General features: G+C 48.4%; 16 protein-coding genes and 2 pseudogenes. 9 read left to right on the top strand and 9 right to left on the bottom strand.

Features of this window, described 5'->3' with window-relative positions; translation table 11 throughout:
* Nucleotides 1-126: 126 nt before the first annotated feature.
* From tyrS to BQ9893_RS16055, 7 genes are all read right to left on the bottom strand, one after another.
* Complete coding sequence (tyrS, locus tag BQ9893_RS16085; protein WP_075966878.1) at nt 127-1,419, bottom strand: tyrosine--tRNA ligase; 1,293 nt, start codon at nt 1,417-1,419, stop codon at nt 127-129.
* Nucleotides 1,420-1,516: 97 nt separating this feature from the next.
* Nucleotides 1,517-2,188: a TatD family hydrolase gene (locus BQ9893_RS16080; protein ID WP_075966877.1), complete on the bottom strand. Its 672-nt coding sequence runs from the start codon at nt 2,186-2,188 to the stop codon at nt 1,517-1,519.
* Between the two features lie 3 nt (nt 2,189-2,191).
* Nucleotides 2,192-2,413 carry a membrane protein insertion efficiency factor YidD gene (gene yidD, locus BQ9893_RS16075; protein WP_036723952.1) on the bottom strand — a complete coding sequence of 74 codons (222 nt, stop codon included), beginning with the start codon at nt 2,411-2,413 and terminating at the stop codon, nt 2,192-2,194.
* Nucleotides 2,413-2,802, bottom strand: coding sequence for a ribonuclease P protein component (gene rnpA, locus BQ9893_RS16070; protein ID WP_075966876.1), 390 nt, complete (start codon nt 2,800-2,802; stop codon nt 2,413-2,415). Before rnpA ends, yidD begins: the two co-directional genes overlap by 1 nt.
* Nucleotides 2,792-3,559: a uroporphyrinogen-III synthase gene (locus BQ9893_RS16065; protein ID WP_075967406.1), complete on the bottom strand. Its 768-nt coding sequence runs from the start codon at nt 3,557-3,559 to the stop codon at nt 2,792-2,794. Before BQ9893_RS16065 ends, rnpA begins: the two co-directional genes overlap by 11 nt.
* Nucleotides 3,556-4,284 carry a DUF4271 domain-containing protein gene (locus BQ9893_RS16060; RefSeq protein WP_075966875.1) on the bottom strand — a complete coding sequence of 243 codons (729 nt, stop codon included), beginning with the start codon at nt 4,282-4,284 and terminating at the stop codon, nt 3,556-3,558. Before BQ9893_RS16060 ends, BQ9893_RS16065 begins: the two co-directional genes overlap by 4 nt.
* A 193-nt stretch (nt 4,285-4,477) precedes the next feature.
* Nucleotides 4,478-5,914 carry a Gfo/Idh/MocA family oxidoreductase gene (locus BQ9893_RS16055; protein ID WP_075966874.1) on the bottom strand — a complete coding sequence of 479 codons (1,437 nt, stop codon included), beginning with the start codon at nt 5,912-5,914 and terminating at the stop codon, nt 4,478-4,480.
* 302 nt (nt 5,915-6,216) lie between these two features.
* Here BQ9893_RS16055 and BQ9893_RS16050 point away from each other — a divergent pair, with 302 nt between their 5' ends.
* Nucleotides 6,217-9,033 carry a M16 family metallopeptidase gene (locus BQ9893_RS16050; RefSeq protein WP_075966873.1) on the top strand — a complete coding sequence of 939 codons (2,817 nt, stop codon included), beginning with the start codon at nt 6,217-6,219 and terminating at the stop codon, nt 9,031-9,033.
* 85 nt (nt 9,034-9,118) lie between these two features.
* Here BQ9893_RS16050 and typA read toward each other — a convergent pair whose 3' ends face one another.
* Nucleotides 9,119-10,915: a translational GTPase TypA gene (gene typA / locus BQ9893_RS16045; RefSeq protein ID WP_075966872.1), complete on the bottom strand. Its 1,797-nt coding sequence runs from the start codon at nt 10,913-10,915 to the stop codon at nt 9,119-9,121.
* Nucleotides 10,916-11,086: 171 nt separating this feature from the next.
* Here typA and rpsO point away from each other — a divergent pair, with 171 nt between their 5' ends.
* The 8 genes and pseudogenes from rpsO (at nt 11,087) to BQ9893_RS16005 (ending at nt 20,773) form a co-directional block, all read left to right on the top strand.
* On the top strand, nt 11,087-11,356 hold the full coding sequence (gene rpsO / locus BQ9893_RS16040; RefSeq protein WP_075966871.1) for a 30S ribosomal protein S15: 270 nt from the start codon (nt 11,087-11,089) through the stop codon (nt 11,354-11,356).
* Between the two features lie 160 nt (nt 11,357-11,516).
* Nucleotides 11,517-12,101 (top strand): helix-turn-helix domain-containing protein, encoded by a 585-nt coding sequence (locus BQ9893_RS16035; RefSeq protein ID WP_075966870.1) that lies wholly within the window; start codon nt 11,517-11,519, stop codon nt 12,099-12,101.
* Nucleotides 12,102-12,113: 12 nt separating this feature from the next.
* On the top strand, nt 12,114-13,769 hold the full coding sequence (locus tag BQ9893_RS16030; protein ID WP_075966869.1) for an AMP-binding protein: 1,656 nt from the start codon (nt 12,114-12,116) through the stop codon (nt 13,767-13,769).
* Nucleotides 13,770-13,902: 133 nt separating this feature from the next.
* Nucleotides 13,903-14,568 (top strand): annotated as a pseudogene (locus BQ9893_RS16025) (HipA family kinase); the annotation flags it as partial.
* A pseudogene (locus BQ9893_RS16020) lies at nt 14,555-14,725 on the top strand (DUF3037 domain-containing protein); the annotation flags it as partial. The pseudogenes BQ9893_RS16025 and BQ9893_RS16020, both read left to right, overlap by 14 nt.
* Before the next feature lie 90 nt (nt 14,726-14,815).
* Entirely contained in the window at nt 14,816-18,094 is a 3,279-nt protein-coding gene (locus tag BQ9893_RS16015) for a SusC/RagA family TonB-linked outer membrane protein (protein WP_075966868.1), read from the top strand.
* A gap of 19 nt (nt 18,095-18,113) precedes the next feature.
* Nucleotides 18,114-19,868: a RagB/SusD family nutrient uptake outer membrane protein gene (locus BQ9893_RS16010; RefSeq protein WP_075966867.1), complete on the top strand. Its 1,755-nt coding sequence runs from the start codon at nt 18,114-18,116 to the stop codon at nt 19,866-19,868.
* A gap of 26 nt (nt 19,869-19,894) precedes the next feature.
* Nucleotides 19,895-20,773, top strand: coding sequence for an endonuclease/exonuclease/phosphatase family protein (locus BQ9893_RS16005; RefSeq protein WP_075966866.1), 879 nt, complete (start codon nt 19,895-19,897; stop codon nt 20,771-20,773).
* Between the two features lie 3 nt (nt 20,774-20,776).
* Here the strand turns inward: BQ9893_RS16005 and BQ9893_RS16000 are convergent, their stop codons facing one another.
* Nucleotides 20,777-21,532 (bottom strand): helix-hairpin-helix domain-containing protein, encoded by a 756-nt coding sequence (locus tag BQ9893_RS16000; protein ID WP_075966865.1) that lies wholly within the window; start codon nt 21,530-21,532, stop codon nt 20,777-20,779.

The following is a 21,532-nucleotide window of genomic DNA, read 5'->3' as shown; positions in this document are numbered from 1 at the left end:
ACCTCGACAGACAGAACCAAAAACTGTAGTGCTACCATTACACCATGAGACAATCCGGTGCTTTATCTAAAGCGATGCAAAGGTAAGAATAAAATCTTACCTTGCAAGTATTTTTGCATGAATTTCTTATTTTACGATCAGTAAATAGTAGTTCTTCTTACCTCTCTGGACCAATAAGTATTTTTCATCCAGCAGGGAAGAAGAGTCGATTACCATATCCTGGTCCGTCAGTTTCTCCTTATTCACGCTGATGCCACCGCTCTGAACCAGCTTACGCATTTCACCTTTCGAGGGGAAAATAGCAGCCTTTTCAGTGAACAGGTCGATCGCTTTGACACCGGCATTCAGATCTTCGCGGGAAACCTCGAACTGAGGAACACCGTTGAACACATCCAACAATGTCTGTTCGTCCAAATGTTTCAATGCTTCTGATGTTGAGTTGCCGAACAGGATATTGGAGGCCTCGACGGCAGCATCGTAATCTTCCTGGGAATGTACCATGACCGTCACTTCCTTTGCCAAACGTTTCTGCAACGGACGAAGATGGGGTGCTTCTTCCTGTTCTTTGATCAGGGCATCGATTTCATCCTTAGGCAGGTCAGTAAAGATTTTGATATATTTGGCAGCATCGGCATCGCTCACGTTCAGCCAGAACTGGTAGAATTTGTAAGGAGAGGTATAACGGCGGTCCAACCAGACGTTGCCGGACTCGGTCTTGCCGAACTTGCCTCCGTCGGCTTTCGTAATCAACGGGCAGGTCAAGGCAAAAGCCTCACCGCCCAACTTGCGGCGGATCAGTTCCGTACCGGTCGTGATGTTACCCCACTGGTCGGTTCCTCCCATCTGCAGGCGGCAGCCTTCGTGTTCATACAGATACATATAATCGTATCCCTGGAGCAACTGGTAAGAGAATTCCGTAAACGACATACCGACAGAAGATTCGCGGCTCAGGCGCTTTTTAACGGATTCTTTAGCCATCATATAGTTAACGGTGATATGCTTACCGATGTCACGGATAAAGTTCAGGAAAGAATAATCCTTCATCCAGTCGTAATTGTTTACCAACTTGGCTGCATTAGGCGCATCCGAATCGAAATCCAAGAACTTGGACAACTGCTTCTTGATGCAATCCTGGTTATGACGAAGCGTTGCTTCATCGAGCAGGTTACGTTCTGCCGACTTCATTGAAGGGTCTCCGATCATACCGGTAGCTCCACCGACCAGAGCAATAGGACGGTGTCCTGCACGTTGGAGATGTTTCAGCATCATAACCGATACCAGGTGACCGATATGTAATGAGTCAGCCGTCGGGTCAATACCTACATAAGCAGAAGTCATCTCTTTTTGCAACTGTTCTTCTGTTCCGGGCATCATATCAGCGATCATGCCCCTCCATGTTAATTCTTCAACAAAATTCATCGTTTTAGATTATAGTATTAATTGAATGTCGACAAAGGTACGACTTTATAATTGAAAATTGAGAATTGAGAATTGAAAATTAGGGTATAACAGTGATTTAAGGGAGATGGAGGATGTCGTGGGCGTTTCGGGCGATCTGAGCGGCAACCTGTTCCGGTGAGAGATCCAGGGAGGCCGAAAGGTTACGGTAGACGGTGCGGATATCGATTTCGCGGTCGTCTGTTTCGGCAAACAAACGGCAAGGCCATGCTTCACGTACGGCTCCGGGATTGAAATACTCGCCAAAAGAGAGGTAAAAGCCCTGCCGGATAAGTTGTCCGGCTAATATGGCATTACCACGAAAACCGTGTATAACCCAGGGCATACGGGGTTTTAGTTCTTTTTTCGAGGCGATCAGTTCGCCCCAAGCTTTTACGCAGTGAATAATTAAGAAGAGGCCGGTGCTTTCGGCAAGAGATGCCGACGCCTTGAAAATTTCCTGCTGACGGTCCAGCGGAGCTTCCGCTCCTTTATCCAGGCCTGTTTCGCCAATTGCCACCACATTCGGGAATGACGTCTGCCGTTCCAGTTCGGCAAGTTGTTCTTCTACACTATATATATACCAAGGATGAATACCGACAGAACAGAACAACCCTGTTCTCGCGTTTAATCGCGACATGGCCTGCTCCAAATGCGATCCTGCGTCGAGCGTGGGAACAAGGCGGTTGACGATCGCGATATCTTCGGGATGAACGGGCAAATGATGGGTATGTATGTCGTAATAAACCATTCTTTACGGAACAGGGTCATATCCGCTTCCTCCCCAGGGGTGGCAGCGAAGAATACGTTTGACAGCTAAATACAATCCTTTTACCGGACCGTGTTTTTTGAGAGCCTGCACGGCATATTCGGAACAAGTAGGCGTGTACCTGCACGATGCCGGCGTCATGGGAGAAATGCAATATTTATAGAAATAGACCGGTAATAGCAGAAGGAATGTGAAAAAACGCTTTATCATGCTTTGTCGCGAAGTATGTTCAATGCCTTTGTCATGGCTTTCTCCATATCGGCGAAAGAATGGATTTCCTTGTCCAGATAAAGGAAAGCGACCAGCATACACTTGTTTTTCCCCGTTAGCGGATCGATCAGGTCATATTTGCGTACCCGATAGGCTTCGCGGACCTGACGTTTGATCAGATTTCGTTTTACGGCGCGTCTGAATTTCTTTTTGGGAACACTTATCAGAATGGATACCGGAGCCAATGTTTCTTCCTTTTCCACCGATAAATAAACGACCCGCAGTGGAAACGCCACAAACGATTGCCCTTTTGCAAACAGCAGGTCAATGTAACGTTTCCACGACAGGCGCTCTTCTTTTGAAAGGGTATACCTTCTATTTACCATTCTTTTTGTTACCACCCATCTCTTTTTTCAGATACAATTCCAGGGCAGCCGTCATAGACGGAGCTTCAGGAGTAGGCGCTTCTACATCCAGGCGCAAACCGGCTTCTTTGACCGCTTTGGCCGTTGTCGGGCCGAAACATCCGATCTTTATATCTTCTTGTTTGAAATCCGGGAAGTTCTTTAGCAGAGAGGAAATTCCTGAAGGACTGAAAAATACCAGCATGTCATAGTCAAACTTTTCGTCTTTCGAGAAGTCATTGCTTACGGTACGGTACATAACAGCTTTCGTAAAAGAAATCTTCTTCGCTTCCAACATAGTCAACAAATCATCTTTATGCACATCGGAAACTGGCACAAGATATTTTTCTTTTGCATGTTTGGCGATAACAGCAACCAAGTCATCCAGTTTTCCGGTCTGTCCAAAAAAGATCTTACGCTTTCTATACACAATATATTTCTGCAAATATACGGCAATGGCCTCAGTCATACAGAAATACTTCATCGTTTCGGGGATGGATACACGCAATTCTTCACACAGGTGAAAGAAATGATCGATCGCCGTACGAGCCGTAAAAACAACAGCTGTATGATCCAATATAGAAATTTTCTGCTGTCTGAACTCCTTAGATGTAAGAGGTTCTACTTTAATGAATGGACGGAAGTCAATCTCAACTCCATACTTCTCTGCAATGTCGAAATACGGGGACTTCTCGGATGCAGGCTTCGGTTGTGATACCAGCAACTTTTTGATGTTCAATGCCATAGAGTACTTGTCTCGATAAAGTTATACAAATAAACCATACCTTCGTACAAAAATACCAGAGGTAAAATTTCTTGGGCGCAAAGGTACAAACTTATATACAATAAACCAGTACTTTTCTTGTGAAATATCCGTATTGTCTTATAAATTATTACAAAACGACACAAAATATAGAGAAGGCAAAACATTGTTATCGGTATAGTTACGTGCGTCCCGACAAACACCAACCACAAAACCGGAACAAACAAAGACACTCCCCAAATTCCCATAATGGCATTATAGTTCGTCTTCCATAATTTGTATTTATTGGGGTCGGCAAACACACTACCCAGAAGGTAATAACTGCATTGTTTAAACTGATAAAACAGGAATAAAACACAAAAAACCGTCCCGATTGCCGACAAAACTTCCTGCCATTCCACATAGTTCACAAATCCGTATATCCTGCCGATCGCAATCAGGGCAATACTCGAAAGGAATAATGCTTGAAATATCATAAAATTGCGAAAGAAGAAAACATTCTTCCCCACCACATCGTCAAAAAGATTCTGTCTCTCCTTTACGAGAAAAGCATCTTTCAGCATTTTCACGAACAATTGGAAATTAGCCCGGAATACAAAGGAAAAGACAACAAGCAGAAATAACAGCAGGGAGAAGATGACATCATCCACCAGCTGTCCGTCCCATAAGCGAATGCCCACATATCCTTCAAATATATTCATGTTCCCTGCGTATTACAGGTGCAAAGATAGAGACAATTGACAATTGGCAATTGACATTTGACATTTATTTACTCTACACAAAAAAGGAAGGTAAACCAACCGGGGTTTACCTTCCTAATAAATAACAATCTTATTTGAAAAAACGCATGTTGCTTGTCTTCACAATTGCCAATTGTTCATTGCCAACTGTCCATTAAATATTGTAATACTGTTCCCAGCCTTTACGCGGCATTTCGCCAACCAGCATCTGGTTCATAACCGGGTCGTTCACGATCTGCTTCGTGTCGCGGTCGAACACGATCTTGCGGTTCATGCGCTGTGCCAACACACCGAGGCAGAATACCTGGCTCAACGGACCTGCGATAGAGAACGGAGAACGGGTCTTTTCCTTGCCTTGGCAAGCCAACAGGAAGTTTGCGTAGTGGTTGGACGGGCTCTTCGGATATTCCGGCAATTTCGGATTCATATCCTTCGCTACCTGATCAGGAATTACAGACAAAGTGCTACCATGAGAACCACCCTTGAATGTCAGAGTCTTCGTATAGATTTCCTTACCCGGGTTCAGTTTGGCCAACTGGAGTTTGCCACCGGCAACTGTCGGGATATTCGGATCGACATCGGAAGAACCATAGTTTTCTGGAACAGGAGGAATATTATCCAGACCGTCATACCAAGTGACATCGACAGCCGGCATTTCTTTTCTTTCCGGGAATCTGAACAGGATACGGGAAGACATCGGGAAGAAGAACGGGTTGTGGTCCTTCAGATACAACGGGTTTACTTCTGTCGGCAGACCGAGTTCCAAAAATTCGTGAGCAGTATCGAGGATGTGAGCACCCCAATCGCCCAGTGCGCCCATACCGAAATCGTACCAGCAACGCCACTGTCCTAAATGGTAATCATGGTTATATTCGTGGAACGGACGAACACCTAACCAAGTGTCCCAATCCAATGTTTCGGGAACCGGTTCGCCCATAGGCATGTGCGTGATGTTCGGGTTCCAGTTATGCCAACGACGCGGTGAGTTCATGTGAGCTGTGATAGCGGTAACGTCTTTGATCAGGCCGGCTTCTTTCCATGCCTTGAACTGGAAGTAGTTGCCTTCGGAGTGTCCTTGGTTACCCATCTGCGTAACGACACCGAATTTCTTTTCGGCACGCATCATCACTTCTATTTCCTGGAAGGTGCGGGCCATCGGTTTTTCTACATATACGTGTTTTCCATGAGCCATTGCCTCGATAGTGATCGGGAAATGCGCGTGGTCAGGTACACCGACTGTTACGGCATCGATCTTGTCGGCCATCTTGTCGAACATCTGACGGAAATCCTGGAAACGCGGTACTTTCGGGAACATCGAAATAAGTTTCTGAGTATGAGGCGCACCCATATCTACATCACAAAGAGCAACGACTTCACACAAACCTGTTTTATACAGTTCGCGTGCGATCTCACCTCCACGGTTACCGATACCGATAAAAGCGATTCTCACTTTTTCGTTGGCGCTGACAAAAGGAACGCCCGGCATGGCATTGGCCTTGGACGGAATCCAGAAAGAAGGAATTGCTGCCGCAGCTGAAAGAGCGGCTGCCCGTTTCAGGAACGAGCGACGTGAAATATCTTCAGATTTCATGGTAAATATATTAGATAAATTATTAATGTTTGCGTGCACATAACAACTTTACAAAAGTAGATATTTTTTTCTTACACAAAAACTTTCTCAAGGATTTTTACAAGCAAAAAGTAAGAAAGCCCCTTTTGTCATTCTGATAGCAAAAGGCCAAGCTTGCGAACACTTTGTAGTGTTAAAATATATTACCCTTAGGTGTAATTCCTAATATATGGGGTATTAATCCTATTTACATGGGGTAGCAGTGTCATTTTGTAACAAAAACTATATACATTTGTTCTATTAAAAATGAAAACAAAAGTGATATGAAGATCAGACAGATTCTATCCATCGGATGCCTCCTTTGGGTATTTGCCGTCCTCCGTTTGGCAGCGCAGCAATCGGAAATACAGCCCTTGCCCATAGATCCGAAGGTAAGATACGGACAGCTAAGCAACGGGTTAACCTATTACATCCGGCACAATGCACAGCCAAAAGACCGTGCGGATTTCTTTATCGCCCAAAATGTCGGATCGATCCTGGAAGACGAGAACCAACGCGGGCTGGCCCATTTCCTCGAACATATGGCGTTTGACGGGACCAAGAACTTCCCTGGGCATGGCATGGATGAATTTACCGAGAGCATCGGGATGCGCGGAGGCGAGAACTTCAACGCTTATACAAGTTTCGACGAAACGGTCTATATGATCATGAACGCTCCGGTCACCCGCGAAAGCATTGTCGACTCCTGCCTGCTGATCCTGCACGATTGGTCGGGCTTCATCACGCTCGCAGATACGGCCATCGAAAAGGAACGGGGCGTAATCCGGGAGGAATGGCGTACGCGGCAGGATGCCCAGGCACGTATCTGGGAACAGCAGCTACCGAAGATGTTCCCGGACAACAAATATGCACACCGGATGCCGATCGGCACGATCGACGTAATCAATAACTTTAAGCCGGACGAGCTCCGGGCTTATTACAAGAAATGGTATCGTCCCGACCTTCAAGGCATTATCATTGTAGGGGATATAGATGTAGACAAGGTCGAAGCGGCCGTAAAACGTATCTTTGCCGATATTCCGGCTCCGGTAAATCCGCCCAGACGGGAATATACGGAGGTGGCGGACAATGACAAGCCGCTTGTTTCCATCGCCACGGACAAGGAGGCATCCAATATAATCCTTTCCATATTCTATAAGCACGACAAAATGCCGAAAGAACTGTATGCCACTGCCACCGGGTTGATGAAGGACTACATGGAAAATGTCATCGAAACGATGATAAACGAACGTTTTGCCGAGATGGTGCAAAAAGCGGATCCTCCTTTTGTCGCCGCCCAGGCTTCGGACGGCGATTTCATGATCGCCAAGACAAAAGGAGCTTTCACGGTTGCCGCCCTGGTAAAGGAAGGCGAGATAAACAAGGCGCTCGATGCGCTTGTGACGGAGACGGAACGGGTGAAACGGTACGGCTTCACGGCTTCCGAATATGACCGTGCCCGTATCAATGTCCTGAAACAGTACGAATCGCTGTTCAACGACCGCGACAAGCAAAAGAACCGCTCTTATACGAATGAATATGTCCGGCACTTTACGGACGGCGGTTACATTCCGGGCATCGAAACGGAATATCAACTGATCAGCCAGATCGCACCGCAAATCCCTGTCGAACAGGTGAATCAATACGCCCAGGAGTTGATCGGCGACAAGAATATCGTAATCGGCCTCACCGGTCCTGACAAGGCAGACATGAAATATCCGACCGAGGCCCGATTATTAGAAGACTTCATCAAGGCACGGCAATTGCCGGTCGAACCTTATAAAGAGACTGTTTCCAACGAACCGCTGGTTCCCGGGCTGCCCGCTCCGGGAAAGATCAGGGAGATGAAGACGGACCCGCTGTTCGGGGCGACGGTCCTGACACTCGACAACGGTATCAAGGTCGTACTGAAACATACGGACTTCAAGAAAGACGAGATCCTGATGACGGCTACCAGCCCCGGTGGCAGTACCCTGTTCGGGGCGAAAGATATCGACAATCTGAAAGTTTTCAATGAAGCCATTACGCTTGGCGGAGTCGGCAACTTCTCAGCAACCGATCTGAACAAGATATTGGCAGGAAAGAAAGTCTCCTGCTCTCCTTCCATCGGGCTGAATACGGAAAATGTAAACGGTTATGCCGCTCCTACCGACTTGAAGACATTGTTTGAGTTGGTTTATCTCTATTTCACGGCTCCGCGTATGGATGAAGAAGCTTATACTTCCTTCGAGAACCGCATGATTGCACAGTTGAAAAACCTGGAACTGAATCCGATGGTGGCGTTCAGCGACACACTGACAAAGGCGATCTACGACAATAACCCGCGTGCTGCCCGCATCACTGCCGACGACTTCAAGCGAATCAGCTACCCGCGCATCATGGAGATGTACAAAGAACGGTTTGCCGACGCTTCGGACTTTGTCTTTACGTTCGTCGGGAATATCGATACGGATAGCATCCGTCCTTTGGTAGAACAATATCTGGCGACGCTCCCGGCCAAAGGACGCGTCGAGAGAGCCAATCCCGCCGAAGTACCGGCTATCCGCACGGGCGAATACACGAATATCTTCAAACGTACCCTGGAAACACCGAAAGCGTCGGTTGTCAACTTCTGGTCCGGCAAGATGGAATATAACCTTGAAAACATCCTCACCGCCATGATGTTGAAGCAAATTCTCGATCTGGTCTACATGGAAAAGGTACGCGAGGACGAAGGCGGGACATATGGAGTGCAGACTTCCGCGCAGATTTCTTCCTTCCCCGAAGGACAGACATTCCTGCAAACCTATTTCGATACGGATCCGGCCAAACGGGAAAAGATGAATGCCATTATTCGCGCAGAGTTGGATAATATCGTCAAGTCCGGACCGCGCGCTGAAGATTTCAAGAAGAGCCAGGATAATATCCTGAAACGTCATGCGGAGAACCTGCAGGAGAATGTTTATTGGTTGACGACTTTAGATAATTATTACTTCCGCGGGTTCAACGGCGAGACGGCATACGAAGAAACGATAAAAGGCATCACCCCCGCCAAGCTCCAGGCCTTTGCCAAAAAGCTGTTAGGACAAGGTAATAGGATCGAGGTGGTAATGGAGCCGTGAACCGGGTGTATATATAGAAAAGCCGGAAGTGACATTCACTTCCGGCTTTTCTATATAATATATTCTTTGTATTAAAAGCAGCTTTTTATCTTCCCTGACGCTTGCGTTCAAGTTCATCAAGAATAATTTTACGCATGCGCATGCTGTTTGGGGTGATTTCTACATATTCATCACCTTTGATGTATTCAAGGGCATCTTCCAAACTGAACACCGTAGGAGGAGCCAACGAAACCTTGTCATCCGAACCTGAAGCACGCATATTCGTCAGTTTCTTCGACTTCGTCACATTAACCACCAGGTCATTGTCTTTCGTATGCTCACCGACGACTTGGCCGGCATAGACCTCATCACCCGGAGCGATAAAGAAACGTCCGCGGGATTGCAGGTTGTTCAATGCATAAGCATAGGCTGTTCCTGTTTCCATCGCGATGATGGAACCGTTCGTACGGCGTTCGATCTCACCTTTCCATGGCTGATATTCGAGGAAACGATGCGCCATGATCGCTTCACCGGCGGATGCGGTCAGGACTGCGTTGTTCAAACCGATGATACCACGAGAAGGAATCGTGAATTCCAGATGCATACGGTCGTTCTTGCTTTCCATCATAGTCATTTCACCCTTACGCTTGGTGACCATGTCGATGATGCGGCTGGAACATTCTTCCGGCAGGTTGACTGTCAACTGTTCAACCGGTTCGCATTTCTCGCCGTCGATTTCCTTGATAATAACCTGCGGCTGGCCTACCTGCAATTCGTAACCCTCACGACGCATGGTTTCGATCAGGACAGACAAGTGGAGCACGCCACGTCCGTACACCAGCCACGAATCGGCAGAATCTGTCGGAACTACGCGCAGAGCAAGGTTCTTGTCCAACTCTTTCATTAAACGGTCGTAGATATGCCGGGATGTCACAAACTTGCCATCCTTCCCGAAAAACGGAGAATTGTTGATCGTAAAGAGCATGGACATCGTCGGTTCGTCGATGGCAATCGTCGGCAGCGGTTCCGGATCGTTGGCATCAGCTATTGTTTCACCGATCTCGAAACCTTCCACGCCGATAATCGCACAAATGTCACCGGACTGGACAACGTCTACTTTCGTGCGTCCCAACCCTTCGAATACGTCGATTTCCTTGATCTTCGATTTCACCATCGAACCGTCGCGTTTGCAAAGCATGATATCCTGGCCTTCGCGCAGCTCGCCACGGTGTACGCGGCCCACGGCGATACGGCCGACATATTTGGAGTAGTCCAATGAAGTGATCAACATCTGGGATGCGCCTTCCAGCACTTGAGGTTCCGGGATATATTGAATGATGGCATCCAACAAAGCGGTAATATCTTCTTTCGGATCTTTCCAGTCTTCCGACATCCAACCTTGCTTGGCTGAACCGTAGATCGTCGGGAAGTCGAGTTGCTCTTCCGTCGCATCAAGACTGAACATCAGATCGAATACCATTTCCTGCACCTCTTCCGGGCGGCAGTTCGGTTTGTCTACCTTGTTAATCACCACAATCGGTTTCAACCCCAACTGGATAGCCTTCTGAAGCACGAAACGAGTCTGTGGCATCGGCCCTTCAAAAGCATCGACCAGTAACAGGCAGCCGTCGGCCATGTTCAATACGCGTTCTACTTCACCTCCGAAGTCGGCGTGACCCGGAGTGTCGATAATGTTGATTTTATAACCTTTATAATTAATAGAGACATTTTTGGCAAGGATCGTAATCCCTCGTTCGCGTTCCAGGTCGTTATTGTCCAGGAACTGATCCGGCTCTGCCTGTCCTTCACGGAAAAGCTTACCGGCTAATAACATTTTATCCACGAGTGTTGTTTTACCGTGGTCTACGTGCGCGATAATCGCGATGTTTCTAATCTTTTGCATTGAAAACTAATTTATTGGCTGCAAAATTACAATAAATTTGCGATATGTATATGACATTGAGGCTTCAAAATCAAAAAAGATACATAAAAAGATTTGTCAATCAAAAATGAATGTCTACCTTTGTCCCCGCTTAGATAACATAGTATTAATTTATTAAAGTACACAAGAATCATGTTTTTAGATTCAGCAAAGAAAAAAGAGATTTTTGAAAAGTATGGCAAATCTGCTACAAACACAGGTTCGGCAGAAAGCCAAATCGCACTGTTCACAGTTCGTATCGCACATTTGACAGAACACTTGAAGGTTAATCACAAAGACCATAGCTCTGAGAGAGCTCTGAAAATGTTGGTAGGTAAACGTCGCCGTTTACTGGATTACCTGATCAAGATAGATATCGAAAGATATCGTACTATCATCAAAGAGCTCGGTATCAGAAAGTAAGAAACAATTTCTTCGCAAGAAGTTACAAAAAGGATGGTCTCTACGGGGATCATCCTTTTTTCTTTTACCAAATACCCCCTGTTTGATAAAAAATTAATGTATTTTTGCGTCGTTCTGCTACAAATTAAAAGATTCAACAAACGATAAACATATAATACTCATGGGAAACAACAAAATCATAGGAGCGAAAATCAAAAGTATCCGTGAATCCAAGCAACTTTCCACCCAGGAAGTCTCCGAACGTTCAGGTCTGAGCATCGGGCAAATAGAACGTATCGAGGGCAACATAGACTTTCCGTCTCTCGCTCCGCTAATCAAGATAGCCCGTGTATTAGGCGTACGTCTGGGTACATTCTTGGACGACCAGGTCGAACTGGGGCCTGTCATCTGCCGCAAGAAAGACAGCAACGATACGAACGGCATCGGTTTCAGCAACAACGACAGTAAGGCACGCAAGCATATGGAATACCATTCCTTGTCACAAGACAAATCCGGCCGCCATATGGAACCGTTCCTGATTGATGTCGCTCCGACTGAAGACGGGGTGGACTTCGTACTCTCCACACATGAAGGGGAAGAATTCATCTATGTGCTGGAAGGTGTCCTTGAAATCAACTACGGCAAGAATACCTATATCCTGGAAGAAGGCGACAGCATCTACTACGATTCCATCGTCGCCCATCACGTACATGCCGCAGCCGATAATACGGCAAAAATTCTCGGAGTCGTCTACACCCCATATTAATATACAGTCCTTATGGAAATACAATTACAAGACCGGACACTCGGTCAGTGGATGGAACATTGGGCCGAAATAACCCCCGACAAGGAATACTTGGTGTATTCCGACCGTGACCTCCGTTTCACCTGGAAAGAATTCAACCAACGTGTAGACCGGATGGCGAAAGGTATGCTTTCAATCGGGATCAAACATGGTACGCACGTCGGTATCTGGGCAACAAATGTGCCGGACTGGCTTACATTCTTGTATGCCGCCGCCAAGATCGGGGCAGTGGCCGTTACTGTCAATACGAACTATAAACAGAGCGAACTGGAATTTCTGGTTGAAAATGCAGATATCCATACGCTATGTATCACCGATGGCGTGTTCGACGGAAGCTATGTCGACATGGTGTATACTATGCTGCCCGAACTAAAGGAATCGCAACGCGGCTACCTGAAAAGCAAACGCTTCCCGGTACTGAAAAACGTAGTTTATATCGGGCAGGAGAAATACAGAGGAATGTATAACACTCCCGAACTGCTGCTTTTAGGTGAAAACGTAAGTGACGAAGCGTTGGTGGAAGCCAAAAAACTGGTGACTCCGCAGGATGTCGTGAATATGCAATATACTTCCGGCACGACCGGCTTTCCGAAAGGAGTCATGCTGACACACTATAACATTGCCAACAACGGGTTGCTAACAGGTGAACACATGAAGTTCACGGCAGATGACAAACTATGCTGCTGTGTGCCTCTGTTCCACTGCTTTGGTGTCGTACTCGCTTCTATGAACGTCCTGACGCATGGATGTACACAGGTTATGGTCGAAAAATTCGATCCGCTGGTTGTCCTTGCCTCCATCCACAAGGAACGATGTACGGCCCTTTACGGTGTGCCGACCATGTTCATCGCCGAACTCAATCACCCGATGTTCAGCATGTTCGACCTGACATCTCTCCGTACCGGTATCATGGCCGGTTCTCTTTGTCCTGTGGAACTGATGAAACAAGTAGAAGAAAAAATGTTTATGTGTGTGACCAGCGTCTACGGATTGACTGAAACATCGCCCGGTATGACGCATTCGCGCATAGATGATCCGGCAGAAGTCCGTTACAATACGGTAGGCCGCGACTACGAGTTTACAGAAGTCCGTGTGATCGATCCGGAAACGGGTGAAGAATGCCCGGTCGGTGTACAAGGTGAAATGTGCAACCGGGGTTACAACACCATGAAAGGTTATTACAATAACCCGGCAGCGACGGCCGAAGTTATCGATAAAAACGGTTTTCTGCACAGCGGTGATTTGGGAGTGAAAGACGAAAACGGCAACTACCGCATCACCGGACGTATCAAGGATATGATCATCCGCGGTGGAGAAAATATCTATCCTCGCGAGTTAGAGGAGTTCCTCTATCATCTGAAAGGCGTGAAAGATGTACAGGTTGCCGCCGTCCCATCCAAAAAATACGGAGAGGAAGTTGGTGCCTTTATCATCCTGCACGAAGGAGTTAGCATGACAGAAGAAATCGTTAAAGATTTCTGCCGCGGAAAAATTGCCCGGCATAAGATTCCTAAATATATATTCTTTGTCGACACCTTCCCCATGACCGGTAGCGGAAAGATCCAAAAGTTCAAACTGAAGGATTTGGGATTGAAGTTATTGGCCGACCAGGGAATCACTCCGGTTTAAAGCTTTTCCGTAACTTCGGTAAATTTTTATTACGATGTATTTCTGAAATTATTATAGCTTATAGAGAGTGTGCGGTCAACCTTTGTTTGTTTAAAAAGAACGTGTATCTTTATCTTCAAATAATTGGAATGTGATGGAATTACGAACAGCAAATGTGACGCGCTATATCATGCCTCTCCGGGAAGGCGGATCGTTGCCGGCATTGGCGGAAGCTGATGACGAGTTTAAATATGTCGTGAAGTTCCGTGGGGCAGGCCACGGGACGAAAGCGCTGATAGCCGAACTTGTTGGCGGTGAAATAGCCCGTGCACTCGGTTTCTGGGTTCCCGAACTGGTCTTTCTGAATTTGGACGAGGCTTTCGGGCGTACCGAGGGTGACGAGGAAATACAGGATCTATTGCAAGGCAGCCGGGGATTGAACCTCGGACTGCATTTTCTGTCGGGAGCTCTTACTTTCGACCCGGCAATGACGAAGGTCGGGGCTGAGTTGGCGTCCCGTATCGTGTGGCTGGATGCATTCCTGACCAATGTTGACCGTACATTCCGGAATACCAATATGCTGATGTGGCATAAGGAACTGTGGCTGATCGATCATGGCGCTTCGCTTTATTTCCATTATTCGTGGGTGAACTGGCAAAAACACGCCGTAAGCCCTTTCGTGCAGGTCAAAGACCACGTGCTGCTGCCCGAAGCATCCGGGTTGGAAGAGGCGGATGCCGAGATGAAACGCCTGCTGACGGAAGAGAAGATACGGGAGATCGTGGCTCTGATTCCCGACGATTGGTTGCATTGGAGCGAAAGAAGGCGGTCCTATTGCCGCCCTGGACATTCCGGAACGGTTCCGCTGGCTGACAGCCGTGCGGAGCGCATCCATCCAGACTTCGCGTCCGCATCCGGGCTTCTCCGACGACTTGGATCAAACGTTGGAGATACTGTTCAAAGAATTGGTTCTGTAACAATATTGTAATTGATAGTAAACAGCGATTTAATACTCCGGTTGTTCCTTTGCGGCAGTTTTAATAGATAAAAACGCAAAAAGAACAAACATGGAGATTAAGAGTAGAGTGACCCGGCTTGCGGGTTTACTATGTGTCGCAAGTGCATTACAGGGATTCCCTGTAATCTATTCCGCCAATCCTGATGGAATCATAAGCGTAGCCCAGCAGGGAACGTATCATCTGACAGGTACGATTGTGGATGGATACGGAGAACCCGTTATCGGAGCCAATGTCATGGAAAAGGGAACGACAAACGGGACAGTGACCGATATCGACGGGAAGTTCTCGCTGGAAGTAGCCCCTGACGCTGTGTTAACCATCTCTTTTATCGGATATATCCCGAAAGAAATCACACTGAAAGGAGAGAAAGAGCTGAAAGTAGTCTTGATGGAAGATACGCAGACGCTGGACGAGGTGGTCGTGGTCGGTTACGGTACGCAGAAGAAAGTGAACCTGACTGGAGCCGTCGAACAGGTGACCAGCGAAGTGTTTGACAATCGTTCCGTCCCCAATGTGACACAGGCCCTGCAAGGTTCGATCCCCAACTTGAACATCCAGTTGACCGACGGCAAGCCGACCCGTTCGGCGAGTTACAATGTCCGCGGTACGACTTCGATCGGGCAGGGGGGTAGCGCACTGGTCCTGATCGACGGTGTGGAAGGTGATCCCTCGATGTTGAACCCGAACGATATCGCCAGCGTGTCTGTCCTGAAAGATGCCGCTTCGGCTGCCATCTATGGAGCACGCGGTACTTTCGGTGTTGTGCTGATCACCACGAAAGAGCCGACCAAAGACAAGACTTCCATCACCTATTCCGGAAACTTCGCCATGCAGAAGCCGGTGACGGTTCCCGACTTCGTGACCGACGGATATGAATATGCCAGCCACTTCTATGAAGCCTATCATGCGTGGAACAACTATTCTGCTGACCCTAAGAATATAAACAAGACGCAAGAATTCTCCCTCGGCTGGCTGGAAGACTTCAAAAACCGGAAGGAACAGGGTATAACTGACGAGGTGACAGTCGATGCTACCGGCAAATATGTCTACTACGGCAACGAAGACTATTACGACGCTTTGTATAAGAAAACGACTTTTGCGCAGGACCATAACTTGTCGGTGACCGGTAACAACGGGAAACTGAACTACTACGTTTCCGGGCGTTTCTATGGCTACGACGGTCTGTTCCGCTATAATACCGACAATTATAAGATGATGAACCTGCGTGCGAAAGGTTCCGTACAGGTGTTCGACTGGCTGAAGATCGAGAACAACATGGATTTCTCCAACATGGATTACCATAACCCGATCAATGTCGGCGAAGGCGGTTCCATCTGGCGTAACATTTCCGATGAAGGCCATCCGAGTTCGCCCATCTTCAATCCCGACGGTAGTCTGACTTTCTCGGCTGCTTATTCGGTCGGTGACTTTATCTATGGCAAGAACGGCATTGATACCAATAACAAGGTGTTGAAGAATACGACCGGCTTTACGGCTTCTTTCCTGGAGAACAAACTGCACGTACGGGGCGACTTCACGTTCCGCAACACAGACGAGGGGCAGACGCAACGCCGCGTGCCGGTTCCCTATAGCACTCATGAAGGGCAGACAGTCGAACTGAGCACCAAGTACAACGACTTGAAGGAAAGTAATATGCGAACCGAATATATCGCGACCAACCTGTATGCCGACTACGAGAATACATTCGGTGATGCGCATTATTTCAAAGGTATGGTCGGTTACAACTATGAACAGTCTACTTATAAAAGCACATATGTGCAACGTAACGGTTTGCTGCTCGACGATTCGGAAAACATTAACTTGGCGTTGGGAGATGCTATCACTACATCGGGCGGTTATAACCGATGGCGTGTGGCAGGCGGCTTTTTCCGTCTGAACTATACATTCAAGGATCGCTACCTGTTGGAGGTGAATGGACGCTATGACGGCTCTTCCAAATTCCCGACCGACCAGCAATGGGCGTTCTTCCCTTCTGTCTCCGGTGGATGGCGCGTGTCGGAAGAGGCGTTTTGGAAGGTGAATCCGGATCTGTTTTCCAATCTGAAAATACGTGCTTCATACGGTTCGTTAGGAAATGGTAATGTTTCTCCTTACAGCTTCCTCGAACTGTTGAACATCAACACTTCCGGACGTGTCTTGAACGGTTTGAAGAACAAGTACACGAGCGCTCCTGCCGTCATGCCCGACGGACTGACCTGGGAAACGGCTACGACAACCGATGTCGGGTTGGATTTCGGTATGCTGAACAACCGCCTGCAATTCAACGGTGACTATTACATCCGTAAGACAACGGATATGTATACGGTCGGTAAAACACTTCCCGACGTGTTCGGTGCCTCTTCTCCCAAAGGTAACTATGCCGACATGACGACCAAAGGATGGGAAATCACACTGACCTGGCGCGACCAGTTCACATTGGCGGAGAAACCGTTCAACTACGAGATCCGCGGTACGCTGTCCGACTATATTTCGACCATCGACCGCTATAACAACCAGACGGGTAATCTGGACGACTACTATGCCGGCAAGCGTGTAGGTGAAATCTGGGGATATGTGACCGAGGGGTTGTTCAAGGACCAGGCCGATATCGACAACCATGCCGACCAGACACTGATCCAGTCCTCTTCCAAGCGCATCACCTATCCGGGAGACGTGAAGATCAAGGACCTGAACGGCGACCATGTGATCGACTACGGTAATAACACAGTGGATGACCACGGCGACAAGACCGTGATCGGAAATGCATTGCCCCGCTATGCGTACAGCATCAACCTTTCCGGTGACTGGAACAACTTCTTCCTTTCCGCCTTCTTCCAGGGTGTGGGAAAACAGGATTGGTATCCCAGTTCGGAATGTATTTTCTGGGGGCAGTATAACCGCCCGTACAACAACATGCCTACCTGGCATCAGGGCAACTACTGGACAGAAGACAATACGGATGCTTATCTGCCCCGTTATGCCGGTTACAATGCATCCCTGAAGTCTACGCCGCAGACCCGCTACTTGCAGAATGTCGCTTATATCCGCCTGAAGAACCTGCAATTCGGCTACACCCTGCCACAGCCGATCGTTTCGAAGGCCAAGCTGCAGAACGTTCGGGTTTATATCTCTGCCGAGAACCTCTGGTGTTGGTCTCCGCTCTACAAGCATACGCATGACCTCGATGTGACGAATATCTACGGATCCGATCCCGACCTGACGAGTGCCGATATGTCTTCCGGGCTGAACGGGAATCGTGGTAGCGGTGACGGAAACAGCTATCCGCAGATGAAGAGTGTGAGTTTAGGTTTATCAGTAACATTTTAATTAAAGAACTATCAACGACATGAAACGGATTATATATTCTTTTGTATCTGCCTGTTTACTTCTTTCGTCCTGTTCGATGGATGAGATACCGCAGGCTTCGGTGGACAAAGACACGGTCTTCAGGACGGAGAAAGGGTTGGAAACATATTCCTATTCATTCTATAATATGCTTCCTTCCGTCAGCGACGGTTTCAAGCAGGATGCCATGTGCGACTATGGTGCGGTGACCAGCTTCGACAATTTTATCCGCGAAGGAGCTTATTCGGCCGAGTTGAGCAGCGGGTGGTCGTGGAGCGATCTGCGCAACATCAACTACTTTATCGAGAACTGCACGAATGAGGCGGTCGATGAGTCTGTCCGTAACAACTATATCGGGCTGGCCCGCTTTTTTCGCGCTTACTTCTATTACGGGATGGTGGTACGTTTTGGCGATGTACCCTGGATAGACCGCACGTTAGGCGTGGACGACGAGTTGCTGTATGCCGGCCGCGATTCCCGTACGACGGTGATGGACCATGTGCTGGAAGACTTGGATTTCGCTTGTGAGAATATCTCGCGGACGAAAGACGAAACCGGTTCTCTGGTAACGAAATGGGTGGCTTATGCGTTGAAATCCCGTATCTGCCTTTTCGAAGCTTCTTTCCGCAAGTATCATACGGAGTTGGGGTTGACCGACTCGGCCGACGAATGGTATCGGGAGGCTGCCCGTGCAGCCGAAACGGTTATGAAGGAAAGCGGGCACTCCATTTATACGGGTGAAGGTACGGATGCTTCTTTCCGTTCACTGTTCATCAGTGACAAACCGGTAACCAGTGAAGTGATGCTGGCAAGTTGTGCCGATGCCGGGCTGGCCGTGTTGGGAGAAGCTAACTGGTGGTGGACTTCGGGCACGTACGGGGCGCGTTTCAGTATGATCCGTACGTTCGTCAATACTTTCTTGAATACGGACGGAACACCGTTCACGGACCGTGCCGGTTATGAGACGATGGAGTTCTACGACGAATGCCGGGACCGCGATGCACGCCTTGCCCAGACGATCCGCACACCGGGGTATAAACGTGACGGAGCGCCTGCCGCCCCTAACTTCAACGGTTATTCCTATACGGGCTATCAACCGATCAAATATACGTTGGATGATACCAAATACGATGCCGGTGCTTTGAACACGAATGCGATCCCGTTGTTCCGCTATGCCGAAGTCCTGCTGAACTATGCCGAGGCAAAAGCCGAGTTGGGGACATTGACGGATGCGGATTGGGCGAATACGGTCGGTGTGCTGCGTGCACGTGCCGGTATCACCGGTGGTCTTTCTGCCAAGCCGACCAAGGTTGACGTTTATTTCCAGCAGAACTATTTCCCGAATATCTCCGATCCGGTCATCCTCGAAGTGCGCCGTGAACGTTCCATCGAACTGGCTCTGGAGGGTTTCCGCTTCACCGATCTGAAACGTTGGAAACGTGGTGAGCTGATGACGATGCGTTGGACCGGCATCTATGTTCCCGCTTTGAATGTCCAAATGGACCTCGACAAGGACGGTACGCCGGACGTGATCTTCTATAAAGGAGAGAAACCGACCGGACTGCCCGCTTCCTGTACGCCTGTTTCGGTAGGAGAAGGCACGCAGCAGGGATTGACCGGATCGGATTCGGGCAACCTGACCTGGTCGGACGATGATCCGCGCATCTGGTATGACGATGGTCGCCAGTATTACTATCCGATCCCTCAGTCGGCAATCATCAAGAATGGAAACCTGAAACAGAATCCGGGTTGGTAAATGTGTAATCGATAAATGATAAGGATATGAAAAAGACAATAAGTGTATTTGCTTCGGTCCTTCTGCTGGCAGCTTTGCTCCAGTCATGGGCCATGAAAGAATCCCGCCCGGCCACTGGCGGAAAGAGCGAACTGAACGTGGCGACTTTCAACCTCCGTATGGACACGGAGAAGGATGGCGTGAATGCCTGGCCGAACCGTAAGGAGATGGTGAAAGGACTGATCCGCTTCCACGATTTCGATATCTTCGGGACACAGGAAGGGTTCAAGCATATGTTGGACGGGATTGCCGAGCTGGATGGGTATGCCTATATCGGTGCCGGGCGCGATGACGGCGAGGATGCGGGCGAACACTCCGCCATCTTCTATAAGACAGGTCGTTTCGACTTACTGGACAAGGGTAATTTCTGGTTTTCCGAAACACCGGATGTCCCGGGCAAGGGTTGGGATGTTACTTGCTGTAACCGTATCTGCTCCTGGGGTAAGTTTCGCGATAAGGAGAGTGGCAAAGTGTTCTATTTCTTCAATTCCCATTACGACCATCAGGGAAAAGTGGCACGTCGGGAATCCTCCAAGTTGCTGATTGCCCGTATCAAGCAGATTGCCGGGACGGATGCGACGGTCTTTGCGACGGGAGACTTCAATGCCGTCCCGACTGACGAACCGATGGTGACGCTGGCATCCGACGGCCTGCTGTTGGACTCGTATGACCTGAGCGAGCAGCCTCGCTATGGTACGGAAGGAACTTATAACAGTTTCAAGACGGATTCCGAGATGAAGAACCGTATCGATTATATCTGGGTGACGAAGGGCACGGAAGTGAAGAAGTATGCTGTTCTCAACGATATGCAGTACGGTCGTTTCCCGTCGGATCATTTTCCTGTGATGATACAAGCCGCGTTTTAAAGTTTACTTGAATGACAGGTACGGTGTGAGCCGTTTCTTGTCCGTATCTGTAAACTCTTCTATCTGTTGCAGGTTCTCCCACCCGGAGAGCCTGCTTTTTTGTTTCCGGAGCTGTTCGATTGCTTTCGCCTGCCGGTAGTCAAGATAAGGATGCTTGCGGAGGGCAGTGGCGGGCAAGATGTTGACCTCTAACCGGCGTATCCGGAGCGTGTCGGCAATAAACCAGGGGGCGAGGGCTTCGTAGCGCTCTTCGTCGATCCCATACACTTCCGCCAACTGGCTGACATCGTAAAAACCGCCTAATAACTCCCTGTATTTCACGATCCGTAGGGCGAAAGCGCTGCCGATGCCGGGCACTTTTTTCAGGATCGTGGTGTCGGCGGTGTTGAGTTCGACGAGGGTCCCCGGCGTGTATTTTTCCGTCCGGGTGTAAGGAGTATATCTTTTCCGTTTTTTGCTTGTAGGGTAGGAGTTGTTACCTGCAGGAGTAGAGCTTTTCTTTTTAAGGGTATTCTTCGTTTTATTCGGATGTGGTTCGGATTCTTTCCCGACGGACTCTGTTTGCTGTCCGGACGTATCTTTCCCGATGATGATCTGCCTTTCGCCCGATGCTTGCCGGTTTTCCGTCTGCGCTTCGATGAGCATCCGTTTCTTGTCCGTCTGAAGCAATAAGATCCAAGAAACAGTGATGAGGCAAAGGAGTAAAGTCAGTGCCCTCCGTTCGCCTTTGGAGAAGTAGAGAAGGTCGCGCCAGTCCAT

The organism is Parabacteroides massiliensis (assembly GCF_900155425.1).
Lineage (GTDB): Bacteria > Bacteroidota > Bacteroidia > Bacteroidales > Tannerellaceae > Parabacteroides > Parabacteroides massiliensis.
This window is presented reverse-complemented; position numbering and strand designations above follow the sequence as displayed.

Coding starts and splice junctions, on each gene's coding strand:
- tyrS (WP_075966878.1), bottom strand. CDS start 1,419: ATGAATTTTGTTGAAGAATTAACATGGAGGGGCATGATCGCTGATATG.
- BQ9893_RS16080 (WP_075966877.1), bottom strand. CDS start 2,188: ATGGTTTATTACGACATACATACCCATCATTTGCCCGTTCATCCCGAA.
- rnpA (WP_075966876.1), bottom strand. CDS start 2,802: ATGGTAAATAGAAGGTATACCCTTTCAAAAGAAGAGCGCCTGTCGTGG.
- BQ9893_RS16060 (WP_075966875.1), bottom strand. CDS start 4,284: ATGAATATATTTGAAGGATATGTGGGCATTCGCTTATGGGACGGACAG.
- BQ9893_RS16055 (WP_075966874.1), bottom strand. CDS start 5,914: ATGAAATCTGAAGATATTTCACGTCGCTCGTTCCTGAAACGGGCAGCC.
- BQ9893_RS16050 (WP_075966873.1), top strand. CDS start 6,217: ATGAAGATCAGACAGATTCTATCCATCGGATGCCTCCTTTGGGTATTT.
- typA (WP_075966872.1), bottom strand. CDS start 10,915: ATGCAAAAGATTAGAAACATCGCGATTATCGCGCACGTAGACCACGGT.
- rpsO (WP_075966871.1), top strand. CDS start 11,087: ATGTTTTTAGATTCAGCAAAGAAAAAAGAGATTTTTGAAAAGTATGGC.
- BQ9893_RS16035 (WP_075966870.1), top strand. CDS start 11,517: ATGGGAAACAACAAAATCATAGGAGCGAAAATCAAAAGTATCCGTGAA.
- BQ9893_RS16030 (WP_075966869.1), top strand. CDS start 12,114: ATGGAAATACAATTACAAGACCGGACACTCGGTCAGTGGATGGAACAT.
- BQ9893_RS16015 (WP_075966868.1), top strand. CDS start 14,816: ATGGAGATTAAGAGTAGAGTGACCCGGCTTGCGGGTTTACTATGTGTC.
- BQ9893_RS16010 (WP_075966867.1), top strand. CDS start 18,114: ATGAAACGGATTATATATTCTTTTGTATCTGCCTGTTTACTTCTTTCG.
- BQ9893_RS16005 (WP_075966866.1), top strand. CDS start 19,895: ATGAAAAAGACAATAAGTGTATTTGCTTCGGTCCTTCTGCTGGCAGCT.
- BQ9893_RS16000 (WP_075966865.1), bottom strand. CDS start 21,532: ATGGACTGGCGCGACCTTCTCTACTTCTCCAAAGGCGAACGGAGGGCA.